Genomic DNA, 11,924 nt, shown 5'->3' with positions numbered 1-11,924 from the left:
CTGTGATGAATTCATGGGTCAATTCGGCGGAGATCCTGGGCAGCGATCTGCCCCTGGAACTCTCCGGCACCGGTAACCGCCGGGCCCTGCTGATGGACGCGCTCCGCGAGGCCGTGCGCAGTGGGCGGCTCGCCCCGGGCACCCGGCTGCCGCCCTACCGTTCCCTCGCCGCCGACCTGGGTCTGGCGCGCAACACCGTCGCCGACGCGTACGCGGAGCTGGTCGCGGAAGGGTGGCTGGCGGCCCGGCAGGGTTCGGGGACCCGGGTCGCCGAGCGGGCCGCCCCCGTGACCCCGGTGCACCGGCCCCGTACCCCCGAGCGCGCCGCCCGCCCGGTCCACGACCTGGTCCAGGGGCAGCCGGACCCCTCGGTCTTCCCGCGCACCGCCTGGCTGGCCTCGGCCCGGCGTGCGCTGGCCGCCGCCCCCGACGACGCGTTCGGGCCCGGCGATCCGCACGGCCGGCCCGAGCTGCGGCGGGCGCTGGCCGGCTATCTCGCCCGGGTGCGCGGGGTGCGGGCCACGCCGGAGCGCATCGTGATCTGCTCGGGCGCCGCGCACGGGCTGCGGCTCCTGGCGGAGGTGGTGGGCGGGCCGTGGGCGGCGGAGGAGTACGGGCTGCCCTTCCACCGCGAACTGCTCGCCTCCCACGGGGTGGGCACCCGGCCGCTCGGCGTGGACGCGGACGGCGCCCGGGTCGACGGGCTCACCCGCCGCGACCGGGCCGTACTCCTCACGCCCGCCCACCAGTTCCCCACCGGCGGGCCGCTGCACCCCGCGCGGCGGGCGGCCGTCGTCGACTGGGCCCGGGCCACCGGCGGGCTCGTCGTCGAGGACGACTACGACGGGGAGTTCCGCTACGACCGGCAGCCCGTGGGGGCCGTCCAGGGGCTCGATCCCGAGCATGTGGTGCTGGTGGGGTCGGTGAGCAAGAGTCTTTCGCCTGCTCTGCGGATCGGGTGGATGGTGCTGCCCCAACGGCTCGTCGCCCCCGTCGTCGCGGCCAAGGGCGAGCGCGAGCAGTTCTCCAGCGCCACCGAGCAGCTCACCCTCGCGGACTTCATCGAGTCGGGCGCGTACGACCGGCAGGTACGCCGGATGCGGCAGCGCCACCGTCGCCGCCGGGACCAGTTGGTGGCCGCCCTGCACGCGCGGGCCCCGCACGTCCGGGTCACCGGGATCGCGGCCGGGCTGCACGCCGTGGTGGAGCTGCCGCCCGGCACCGAGCGGTCGGCGGTCCGGGCGGCGGCCTGGCAGGGGCTCGCGGTGGAGGGCCTGGGCGACTATCTGCACCCGGGTGCGGAGAACGCCCTTCTTGCCGCTCCCGCCGACGACACCCCAGCCCCCCGCCGCGACGGGCTCGTCGTCGGGTACGCCACCCCCGCCGAATCCGCCTACCCGGAGGCGCTCGAAGCCCTGTGCCGCTCCCTGCCGCCGGCCGCCCCGCCTGCCGCTGCGCCCCCGTCTGCCGCTACGCCCGCGCCTGCGCCTCCGCCGCCGACAGCAGCTCCGTGAGGTGGAGGCCGAAGCGCGCGTCGCAGGCGTGCGGCACTCCCGTGCGTACCGCTTCGGCCAGGGCGTCCACCGCACCCCGGAACGCGGTCTCCGCACCGGCCCAGCCGGGGACCGACGCCGTACCCCGCTCGCCCCGCAGCTCGATCTCGACACCCGCCGCGCCGGGCGGGGCGCTCAGCCCGAGGGTCACCGTGCTGGACGCGCCGGAGGTGTGGCGCAGGATCAGATGGGTGGTGTCGGCCGGTCCCGCGGCGGCCGTCAGGTGCTCGACGTCGCCCAGGACCGGGATCAGCACGGACAGCGCGTGCGGGCCGACGTCCCACAGGCCGCCCTTCTCGCGCCGCCACGGGGAGTCCGCGTACTCGCTGCTCGAACCGGCAGCGTAGAGCGACCCCAGCCACTGCGCACGTGCCGTGAACCAGCCGTCCACCGCCGCCTGTTCGGCGATCCAGGCGGCGGTCTCGGGCGCGAAGCGCAGCGTGCAGAAGACGACCGACGCCACTCCTGACTTCTCCGCCGCCTCCGCCACCGCACGGGCCCCGGCGACCGTCGTGGCGACCGGCTTGTCCATCAGCAGGTGGCGGCCCGCCTCCGCGGCCCGGACCGCCAGCGGGGCCTGGACGTCCGGCGGCAGCGCGAAGGCCACCGCGTCGCTCGCCTCCAGCAGCGCGTCGATGCCCTCCTCGCCGGTGTACGCCCGGGTCCCGTGGGCGGCGGCGAGGGCGTCCGCCGCCTCGGCCCTGCGGCCCCACACTCCGCTCAGCTCGACGCCGGGGTGGGCGGCGAGCGCGGGGGCCTGGGTGTTACGGGCCCAGGGACCGGCACCGAGGAGGCCGATGCGCAGAGCAGGAGTGGTGCTGGATGTCGTCATGCGTGCCAGTGTGCCGGGCGCGGCGGGCGGGCGGACAGGGGCCCGGGGCGCGGGGCCCACGTCGCTCCGACCACGAACAGCGTCGGGACCCGGCCCTGAATGCGGTGGCGCGAAGCAGGCCCGCCCCGTTACGTTTCCCGAGCCGGCCGCGGGACTCCGGTGCGACTTCCGAGACGTGCCTGTGAAGCAATGATTTCGCTGTTCGCGCCCCCATTCCCCGGCCGGCGCTCCAGCCACCCGGGGGACGACCATGATGACCACGCCCGACAGCCCTGCCGACCTTGTCACCGCCGAGGACGTCCTCCTCTTCGTGAACGCGGCGATCACCGCGACCGGGCAGCGCGAGTTCCGCTCTCGCGCCGTCGACCAGCAGCTCTCCCTGGACTTCCTGCACACCTACGTACAGGTCAACTACCGCCAGGTGTACGCGGCTTCGCTGGCTCTGGACATCAACCACCACAACGCGGCGCTCATCGTGCGCCGGCTGCTGGAGACCGCGGACGAGGCGTCCCCGGAGGAGCGACGCCGCGAGGGCCGGCTCATCGCGGCGCGGCTTGCCCTGCTGCCGCCGCAGCGTGTCTACCGGCTCTTCGGCGAGCTGCGCCGCGCCGGGGTCAACAACCGCCGTACCCGGGCGATCATCCGGGACTGGCTGGCGGGCCGGCCGGATCTGGGCCATGACGCCGTGAAGTACCGGGCCGGGCTGAAGACCGTCGCCCGCCACATCCACCTGGCCTGTCCTGAGCGGGACGAACCGCTCGCCGAGATCGGGGCGTTCCTGTTCCGGCCCGGTCGGGCCCGCCGGTACGAGCACCCGCTGCTGGACGCCTGGCGGCGTGCCCACTACGAGCAGGGGGCCGTGGCCGAGCTGCCGTTCACCGTGGCGGAGGGGTTCGCCGCCCGGCACGGGATGAAGCGCGAGGTGTTCCTGAAGCGGGCAGCGCCCCGGATGACCCGGCTGGAGCGGCTGCGCACCCAGGAGCAGCGGACGGTGGACGGCCGGCGGCCGGACGTCGAGCTGACCGCGATGCCGCTGACCCGGCTCGCCCTGTACGTGCTGTCGCTCGGCTTCGAGGAGCGCGCAGGGCGCCGGGCCGAGCTGACCGGCGCCCTGCGCGCGGCGGCCCGGCGGGCGGCGGGCGCGCACGCGGGGAGCTGGGGGCGGGTGCACGCGGTGCTGGACGACAGCTTCTCCTCGTCCGGGTCGGGGCAGAAGCGGCGTCGGCCGCTCGCCGTGGCGCTGGCCTGCCACCATCTGCTGGAGGTGCTGGCCGCGCCGGGTGCGTACCGGGGGCTGTGGACCTCGGGGGCGGGCGACGCCCTGCTCGTACGTCCGTGGGGGCCGACCCCGCTGGGGATGCGGATCCTGGACGCGCTGGAGCCGGGGGCCGACGGGGCCGCTCCGGACCGGCTGGTGATCGTCTCGGACGGCTGGGACAACGCCCCGGCGGGGCTGGCGGGCGAGGTGCTGCGGGTGTGGCGGCGTCGGCTGGATCCGGCGCGGCGGACGGCGGTGGTGCACGTCAACCCCGTATACGACGCGGAGGGTTTCGACGTGCGGCGGCTGGCGGCGGGGGTGGCGACGGCCGGAATCCGGGACGCGGAGGATCTGCCCGCCCTGGTGGAGATCGCCCGGTTCGCGGAGGGGCGTACGGGACCGGCGGAGCTGTACGCGTACCTGGACCGGCGGGTGGCCCGGTTCACCGGAAAGGAGCCGGCCTCGTGAAGCGGCCGGAACCGGCACCGACGACCGCCCGCGCCGCGCGGGCGCCCGGAAAGGACGTGACACCGTGAACCGGCTGGAGCTGACCGGATTCACCACCCGGCCGTCGCAGGTGTGGGGCGGTGTCCGGCTCGTCCCGCTGGTCCGCGAGGCGCCGGTGGAGGGGCTGCGGCTGCATCGCGAGGTGTACGACGGCCTCGGCGCGGGGGTCGTCGAGCTCGGGCCCCGGGGCCACTACATCTCGTACATTCCGCACGGGCTGGTCGCCGACTGGTCGGGCGAGAAGGACGGCCGGGCCCCGGGGGCGGGCCGGCCGTCGGCCGCGTACGGGACTCAGTTCGGCGGCGGTGACGTGCCCCGGGCCGTGCCCCTGCCGCCGGTGCCACATCACCGGATGGCCAAGCGGCGGTCCGGCGACCGGCTGCGGTTCCTGCCGTTGCACCTGGCGTTGGAGGGCTATCTCGCGCTGCACTTCGGCGGTCCGTCGACCGCCTGGGAGGAGTGGTCGCGCTCGGCCCTGCGCGACGGGCTCTCGCCGCGCGCCGAGGACGCCTACCTCGGGCGGTCGGTGCGCGGGCTCGGGGACGCGCTGCGGATCTTCGAGATCCATCCGGGCCAGTGCGGGGTGATGGTGTACGTCTCCGACGCGCTCGCCGCCGCGTTCGCCGTGCCGCACCCGGACGACTACCGCCTGCTGCACGCCTCGCTGGTGGAGGACCTCTACGGGGAGCTGGTGCACCAGTACGCGCTGTACGGGGCCCCGGTGGCCGGGACTCCGGTGCGGATCGGGGGCGAGGAGCACATCCGGGACCTCGGCGAGCTGCGGGCGGCCGCGCGGGCGCAGGAGCGGGCGTGGGCGGAGGCGCACGGCACGCTGTTCGCGCGGGAGCTGCTGGACACCTCGTACGCGTTCGACCGGGTGTACCGGATGAAGTCCTTCACCCTGTGGCGCTTCCTGCCGCCGTTCGTCCGGGACGGTGGCGGGCAGCACATCGGGGAGACGATCACCGACCACAAGGGGCGGGTCGCCTACCTCAAGACGTTCCGGCTCTCCGATGCGCAGATCCGCCGGGGGCATCTGCTGCGGACCGTGGCCGGGGCCGGCTGGGAGCTGGACCGGGCGGCCGCCGCGCTGGGGTCGAGCCGCGAGGAGCTGGTGCGCCGGATGCGGGCGGCCGGGTTCTCGGCTCTGCTCAGGAGCAGTCTCTGAGCCCTCCGTGGTCCTACGGAAAACCGCGGGAAACCTCGGTAACACGGGGTTCACATCCGGGCAACGGACGGGAAATCGCGTCTTGCCAAGCTGCGCTGCATAGACCGCTGCACCCGCAAAGGATGGCGTCCGTGACATTCAAGGCTGAGTACATCTGGATAGACGGCACCGAGCCGACCGCCAAGCTTCGCTCCAAGACGAAGATCATGGACGGTGCGCCGTCGGGGGACGTGGCGGATCTGCCCATCTGGGGGTTCGACGGCTCCAGCACCAACCAGGCCGAGGGCCACGCGTCCGACCGGGTGCTGAAGCCCGTCTTCACCTGTCCGGACCCGATCCGCGGCGGCGCGGACGTCCTCGTCCTGTGCGAGGTCTTCAACATCGACATGACGCCGCACGAGTCCAACACGCGGGCCGCGCTGCGCCCGGTCGCCGAGCAGTTCGCGGGCCAGACCCCGATCTTCGGGATCGAGCAGGAGTACACCTTCTTCGACGGCCACCGGCCGCTCGGCTTCCCCGAGGGCGGCTTCCCGGCCGCGCAGGGCGGCTACTACTGCGGGGTCGGCGCGGACGAGATCTTCGGCCGGCAGATCGTGGAGAAGCACCTCGACAACTGCCTGGCGGCGGGGCTCGGGATCTCCGGCATCAACGCCGAGGTCATGCCCGGCCAGTGGGAGTTCCAGGTGGGCCCGCTGTCCCCGCTGGAGGTCTCCGACCAGCTGTGGGTGGCCCGTTGGCTGCTCTACCGCACCGCCGAGGACTTCAACGTCTCCGCGACGCTGGACCCGAAGCCGGTCAAGGGCGACTGGAACGGCGCGGGCGCGCACACCAACTTCTCCACCCAGGCGATGCGCGAGGGATACGACGCGATCATCACCGCGTGCGAGTCGCTGGGTGAGGGCTCCAAGCCGATGGACCACGTCAAGAACTACGGCGCGGGCATCGACGACCGGCTCACCGGTCTGCACGAGACCGCCCCGTGGAACGAGTACAGCTACGGCGTCTCCGACCGCGGCGCCTCGGTCCGTATCCCGTGGCAGGTCGAGCAGGACCGCAAGGGGTACATCGAGGACCGCCGGCCGAACGCCAACGTCGACCCGTACGTCGTCACGCGGCTGATCGTCGACACCTGCTGCACCGCGCTGGAGAAGGCCGACCAGGTCTGATCCCGACGCCGACCGCTCACGTGGGAGGGGCCCGCCGGTTCGCCGGTGGGCCCCTCCCACGTGAGCGCGCGGGCCCTCCTGCCGGACCGCGCGGGCCCCTCCCGTACGGTCCGGCGGGCGTCGCGTGAGGGACGTGACGCGGAGCGTCCGTATCGAGGCCGAGAGGAGTCTGATGCACCGCCGCGATCTCTGCTTCAATGGAGCACATGGCCAGCTTCCAGTACATCGCGTCGGGTCGCAGCGACCTCGAACCGTTCTGGCCTTCCCGTCAGCACCATGATTTCGACCGGGTGTGTTGCCGCGCGTGGAACGCGCAGGCCCACTAAAGCCGCTCACCCCGGCCTTCGGTCCGCGCGTACGACGAACGTCCGTCCCTGACGACTTCTCGCGCGAAAGAGCTGACCCTCATGGCGAACACTCGTACCTTCTCCGCCGCGTCCGCCGCCACCGCGGCATCCCCGGCATCCGCTGCGGCCCGCCCCCCCGCCCGTCCCGTCCCCGCCCGCTCCCTGCCCGCGGACCCGAACCGGCACCGGCTGCGCGCGGTCGACCGCGACGAGGTCGCGGCCCCGGCCGATGTGGCGGACTTCCTCCCGCCCGGGGCCACGTGGCTGCCGGCCCCGCCGCACACCCTGCCCTCGCTGCCCGGCCGGCCGCCGATGATCGGGTACCTGGTGCTCGTGCCGGCCGACCGGCAGCCCGCGCTCGCGGGGGCCGCCGCGGGCGACCCGCTCCGGCCGGCGGCCGACGCGGGCTCCGGCGCCACTGCCACCGCCGTCGGTGCCGAGGAGGTGCCGGCCGGGCCGGTGCGGGTCGACACCGCCCGGCGTACGGCCTCCGTCGACGGCGTCGCCCTCAATCTCACGTACCTGGAGTTCGAGCTGCTGGCCCATCTGGTGGCCCACCCCCACCGGGTGCACACCCGCGACCAGTTGGTGACGACGGTCTGGGGTTACGGGCATGTGGGCGACGGCCGCACCGTCGACGTCCATGTCGCCCGGCTGCGCCGCAAGCTGGGCGCGGAGTACCGCCGTTCGATCCAGACGGTCCGCCGGGTCGGGTACAAGTACACGCCCTGACCGGCCGGTTCGGCATAACGCATCTCCGGCGGCCCCGGAGCACGGTTCTCGTTCACCGCGCTCCGGGGCCGACCCGTTGCCCGTACGCGTCCGCTCAGACCCGTACGGTGTCACCCACCGGCTCGACGGGCTCCTCGTGCTCCAGGCTCGGCAGCCGCGAAAGCCCGCGCGGGGTCCGCCAGTTGCGCTCGCCCAGCAGCAGCATCACGGAGGGCAGCAGCACCATCCGTACGACGGTGGCGTCCAGCAGCACCGCGACGGCGAGGCCGACGCCCATCTGCTGCATGTCCTGCATGGACAGCGTCCCGAACACCGCGAACACCGCCACCATGATCGCCGCCGCTCCGGTGACCGCCCCGGCCGTGCGGCGGATACCGGTCTCGATGGCGGACCGGTTGTCCAGGCCGGCGCCGCGTGCCTCGCGGATCCGGGAGACGACGAAGACGTGGTAGTCCATGGAGAGGCCGAACAGGACGACGAGGACGAACAGCGGCATCCACGCCTCGATCGCGCCGACTCCCTCCGAACCGATGAGGGATGCGCCCCAGCCGTGCTGGAAGACGGCGGTCATCACGCCGTAGGAGGCGGCCACGGAGAGCAGGTTGAGGACGATGGACGTGATGGCGATGACGTAACTGCGGAAGCAGAGGAGCATCAGCAGGAAGGTGACCGCCGTGATGAAGGCGAAGACGGGGACGATGCCGCGCCGCAGTTGGTCGTTGAAGTCGACGGAGCCCGCGATCTCGCCGGTGACCCGGGTCTTCGCGCCGGTACCGTCGAAGGCGGCGGGCAGGGTCCTCTCGCGGAGTTCGGTGAGGTCGGTGCTGCCGCCGGGGAGGGGGATCTCGATCTCGGCGACGTTCTTGTCTCGGTGGACGGTGACGTCCTCGAAGCCGTCGAGCGCCTTGGCGACCTCCGGGGCGGTGATGTCGGGCGCGGTGACCACGACGAGGGCGGGGGCGGGGCCGCCGGGGAAGCTGTCGGTGATGCGGGTGTGGGCGATGGAGAGCTGCGAGTCGGAGCCGAACTGCTTCTCCAGGCCGAGGGATTCGGTCTTCATGCCGAGGGCGGGCGCGGCGAGGGCGAGCAGCAGGACGACGGCGGCGACGGCGAAGGTGCGGGGGCGGGCGAGGACGGGACCGAGCAGCCGGCCGGTGATGCGGCCGCTGCCCGAGTGGCCGTGCTTCGCGCGGCGGTTCAGCAGGGGGATGCGGCCCGCGTCGACGCGGTCGCCGAGCCAGGAGAGCAGGGCGGGCAGGACGGTGACCGAACCGAGCATGGCGATGAACACGACGATGATCGTGGCGAGCGCGAAGCCCTTGAACAGCAGGAGTCCGGAGAGGAACATGCCGCCCATCGCGACCATCACGGTGAGGCCGGAGACGAGGACCGCCCGGCCGCTGGTGGCGGCCGCGATGCGCAGGGCGGTCTCGGCGTCCCGTCCGGCGGCGCGTTCGTCGCGTTCGCGGCGCAGGTAGAAGAGGCAGTAGTCGACACCGACGGCGAAGCCCATCAGGAACATCACCGAGTACGTGGTCTGGAACAGGTGCAGTTGGTGGCTGGCGATCGAGAGGAGGCCGAAGGCGGCCATGCACGCGGTGAGGGCGAGCCCGACCGGGAGCAGGGCGGCGACGATCGCGCCGAAGGCGACGACGAGGATGCCGAGGGCCAGCGGTACGGCGGTGAACTCGGCCTTCTTGAAGTCGTCGGCCAGGAGGTCGCCGAGCCACTTGCCCGCGCTGGCCTCGCCGAACTGGTGGATCTCGACGTCCGGGTGGTCGTCGCCCACGGCGGCGACCGCGTCCAGGACGGGCTGGACCCGGTCGGACGAGGTCGCGGCATCGCCCTTCATCTCGAAGGTGATCAGGGCGTCCTTGCCGTCCTTCGAGGCGACGGGCGGGGCGATGTTCTGTGCCTCGCCGGTCTCCCGTACGGCGGTGGCGAGAGCGTCGGCGGCCGGCTTCCAGTCGCCCGCGGCTGGGGAGGAGACCATGACGAGTTCGCCCGCGGGCTTGTCGAGTCCCGCGTCGAGGAGGATCTGCTCGGCACGGGCGGAATCTCCGGCGCCGTTCTCAGCGTTGGTCATCTCGACCATGCCGGTGGCTCCGCCGATGCCCGTGGCGAGCACGACGAAGAGCAGCCAGCCGAGTACGGCGGTCTTGCGATGGTGTGTGCTCCACACGCCGATGCGTGCGGCGAGGTTGCGCCTCATGTGGTCTCTCCCCCGGAGGTAAGCGTCAGATAAGTGGATCGGGACGCTTCGAATCTAGGAATCGGCGGCGGTCCGCCCCAGCCGTCGAAGCCCCCGGTCGCGGTGGGGCAGGGGGTGGATGCGGGGGTGGTGCCAGATACACCCCGAGACGGTGGTGGACCGGCTGACGCGGCGGGGGCGGATCGAGCGAGACTGGCACCCGGACCGGGGACCGGCCCGGCTCCGGCGAGGGGAGAGGATCCACAATGAAGGTGATCACGGGGCGGCTGCGGCCGTCGATACTGGCGGCGGGACGGGGGCTGCTGCTGTTCGTGGCCGCCATGACGGTGTCCGTCACCCTGTTCGTGCTGGCGGTGGTCTCGATCTCCTTCATCCTGCTGGGCATCGGCGTGTTCACCACCCCGGTGGTGCTGGAGGCCGTCCGCAAGCACGCCAACCAGCGGCGGTTGTGGGCGATGACCTGGTCGGACGTGCGGATCCCGGTGCCGTACCGGCCGTTCCCGAGGGATCTGCGGACGGGCGTCACCGGTCAGGTGGAGCGCACCACGCTGATGCTGAGGGATCCGGCGACCTGGCGGGACCTGCAGTGGCTGCTGATCGACATGACCGTCGGCGCGGTGGTGGCGTTCATGGGTGCGGCGCTGATCGTCTACCCGGTCGAGGGGCTAGTCCTCGCGGCGGGGCTGTGGCGGGTGTTCAGGGACGATCCGTACTGGTACGGGTTCGTGCCGGTGGACAGCCAGGCGACGGCCTTCGCGGCCCTGGCGCTGGGGATCGTGCTCTTCCACGTCGGGCTCTGGGCGAACAGGCCGCTGCTGCGGCTGCACTTCTCGCTCGCCCGTACGGTGCTGGCGCCGACCCAGGACGAGGAGCTGGCGCAGCGCGTCGAGCGGCTGACCGAGACCCGGCACGAGGCCGTGGACACGGCCGCCGCCGAACTGCGGCGCATCGAACGGGATCTGCACGACGGGGCGCAGGCCCGGCTGGTGGCGATGGGCATGAACCTGGGCACGATCGAGGCGCTGATCGAGAAGGATCCGGCGCAGGCGAGGAAGATGCTGGCGATGGCCCGGGAGTCGTCGGCGGAGGCGCTCACCGAACTGCGCGACCTGGTCCGGGGCATCCATCCGCCGGTCCTCGCGGAGCGGGGCCTCGGCGACGCGGTCCGGGCGCTGGCGCTGCGGCTGCCGCTCGCCTCCGAGGTCGCGGTGGAGCTGCCGGGGCGGGCGGAGGCCCCGGTGGAGTCGGCGGCGTACTTCGCGGTCAGCGAGGCCCTGACGAACACGGTGAAGCACGCGGAGGCCGAGCGGGTGTACGTGGACCTGCACCATGCGGAGGGGATGCTCCGCATCTTGGTGACGGACGACGGCAAGGGTGGAGCGGCGATCGGATCGGGGTCGGGCCTGAGCGGGATCGAGAGGCGACTGGGTACATTCGACGGCGTCCTGGCCGTCAGCAGTCCCGCGGGCGGCCCCACCATGGTGACCATGGAGATCCCTTGCGAGTTGTCCTAGCCGAAGATCTCTTCCTGTTGCGCGACGGCCTGGTGCGCATGCTGGAGGCGTACGACTTCGAGATCGCCGCGGCTGTGGAGACCGGGCCCGAACTGACCAGGGCACTCGCAGAGCTGGAGCCGGACGTCGCGGTCGTGGACGTCCGGCTCCCGCCGTCGCACACGGACGAGGGTCTCCAGTGCGCCCTGGCCGCCCGCCGGGCCCGGCCGGGGCTTCCGGTGCTGGTGCTCTCGCAGCACGTGGAGCAGTTGTACGCCCGGGAGTTGCTGGCGGACGGCAACGGCGGGGTCGGGTATCTGCTGAAGGACCGGGTCTTCGACGCGGACCAGTTCATCGACGCGGTACGGCGGGTGGCGGCGGGCGGAACGGCGATGGACCCGCAGGTCATCTCCCAGCTTCTGTCGCGCCGTTCGCAGGACAAGCCGATCGGCGGGCTCACCCCGCGCGAGCTGGAGGTGATGGAGCTGGTGGCGCAGGGCAGGTCGAACGCCGCCATCGCCGCGCAGCTGGTCATCACGGAGCGGGCGGTGGCCAAGCACACGTCGAACATCTTCGGGAAGCTGGACCTGCCCCCGTCGGACGACGACAACCGCCGGGTGCTGGCGGTGCTGGCGTACCTGGACCGCGGCTGAGCC

General features: G+C 73.0%; 9 protein-coding genes. 7 read left to right on the top strand and 2 right to left on the bottom strand.

All coding sequences use genetic code 11. From position 1 onward, the window contains the following. The first annotated feature begins 5 nt into the window (after positions 1 to 5). The gene (gene pdxR / locus IE145_RS05385) at positions 6 to 1,514 is read left to right on the top strand and encodes a MocR-like pyridoxine biosynthesis transcription factor PdxR (RefSeq protein WP_189519348.1); all 1,509 of its coding nucleotides are present in this window, start codon (positions 6 to 8) and stop codon (positions 1,512 to 1,514) included. Here the strand turns inward: pdxR and IE145_RS05380 are convergent. Beyond that, entirely contained in the window at positions 1,471 to 2,385 is a 915-nt protein-coding gene (locus IE145_RS05380; protein WP_189519347.1) for a Gfo/Idh/MocA family protein, read from the bottom strand. The two genes, pdxR and IE145_RS05380, sit on opposite strands and share 44 nt — an antisense overlap. A gap of 253 nt (positions 2,386 to 2,638) precedes the next feature. Between IE145_RS05380 and IE145_RS05375 the strand changes: the two genes are divergently transcribed. From IE145_RS05375 to IE145_RS05360, 4 genes are all read left to right on the top strand, one after another. After that, positions 2,639 to 4,111 (top strand): hypothetical protein, encoded by a 1,473-nt coding sequence (locus IE145_RS05375; protein ID WP_189519807.1) that lies wholly within the window; start codon positions 2,639 to 2,641, stop codon positions 4,109 to 4,111. A gap of 64 nt (positions 4,112 to 4,175) precedes the next feature. Then, positions 4,176 to 5,318, top strand: coding sequence for an ARPP-2 domain-containing protein (locus tag IE145_RS05370; RefSeq protein WP_189519344.1), 1,143 nt, complete (start codon positions 4,176 to 4,178; stop codon positions 5,316 to 5,318). 131 nt (positions 5,319 to 5,449) lie between these two features. Further along, positions 5,450 to 6,484, top strand: a complete 1,035-nt coding sequence (gene glnII, locus IE145_RS05365) for a glutamine synthetase (RefSeq protein ID WP_189519342.1) — start codon at positions 5,450 to 5,452, stop codon at positions 6,482 to 6,484. A gap of 407 nt (positions 6,485 to 6,891) precedes the next feature. Then, complete coding sequence (locus tag IE145_RS05360; protein ID WP_189519340.1) at positions 6,892 to 7,563, top strand: winged helix-turn-helix domain-containing protein; 672 nt, start codon at positions 6,892 to 6,894, stop codon at positions 7,561 to 7,563. A gap of 94 nt (positions 7,564 to 7,657) precedes the next feature. Here IE145_RS05360 and IE145_RS05355 read toward each other — a convergent pair whose 3' ends face one another. Next, complete coding sequence (locus IE145_RS05355) at positions 7,658 to 9,775, bottom strand: MMPL family transporter (RefSeq protein ID WP_189519338.1); 2,118 nt, start codon at positions 9,773 to 9,775, stop codon at positions 7,658 to 7,660. Positions 9,776 to 10,020: 245 nt separating this feature from the next. On the opposite strand from IE145_RS05355, the gene IE145_RS05350 reads away from it, so the two are divergent. Together IE145_RS05350 and IE145_RS05345 are read left to right on the top strand one after the other, a co-directional pair. After that, positions 10,021 to 11,289 carry a sensor histidine kinase gene (locus IE145_RS05350; protein WP_189519336.1) on the top strand — a complete coding sequence of 423 codons (1,269 nt, stop codon included), beginning with the start codon at positions 10,021 to 10,023 and terminating at the stop codon, positions 11,287 to 11,289. Further along, positions 11,274 to 11,921 (top strand): LuxR C-terminal-related transcriptional regulator, encoded by a 648-nt coding sequence (locus tag IE145_RS05345; RefSeq protein WP_189519334.1) that lies wholly within the window; start codon positions 11,274 to 11,276, stop codon positions 11,919 to 11,921. The genes IE145_RS05350 and IE145_RS05345 overlap by 16 nt, the downstream gene beginning before the upstream one ends. The last annotated feature ends 3 nt before the right edge of the window (positions 11,922 to 11,924 follow it).

This window comes from Streptomyces sindenensis, from assembly GCF_014649035.1.
GTDB classification, from domain to species: domain Bacteria; phylum Actinomycetota; class Actinomycetes; order Streptomycetales; family Streptomycetaceae; genus Streptomyces; species Streptomyces sindenensis.
Note: the sequence above shows the minus strand (reverse complement) of the source record. Positions and strands in the feature narration are given on the sequence as shown.

Excerpts from the sequence above, each read along its gene's own strand:
- IE145_RS05360 (WP_189519340.1), top strand. The coding sequence starts at position 6,892 with ATGGCGAACACTCGTACCTTCTCCGCCGCGTCCGCCGCCACCGCGGCA.
- pdxR (WP_189519348.1), top strand. The coding sequence starts at position 6 with ATGAATTCATGGGTCAATTCGGCGGAGATCCTGGGCAGCGATCTGCCC.
- IE145_RS05375 (WP_189519807.1), top strand. The coding sequence starts at position 2,639 with ATGACCACGCCCGACAGCCCTGCCGACCTTGTCACCGCCGAGGACGTC.
- IE145_RS05355 (WP_189519338.1), bottom strand. The coding sequence starts at position 9,775 with ATGAGGCGCAACCTCGCCGCACGCATCGGCGTGTGGAGCACACACCAT.
- IE145_RS05380 (WP_189519347.1), bottom strand. The coding sequence starts at position 2,385 with ATGACGACATCCAGCACCACTCCTGCTCTGCGCATCGGCCTCCTCGGT.
- IE145_RS05350 (WP_189519336.1), top strand. The coding sequence starts at position 10,021 with ATGAAGGTGATCACGGGGCGGCTGCGGCCGTCGATACTGGCGGCGGGA.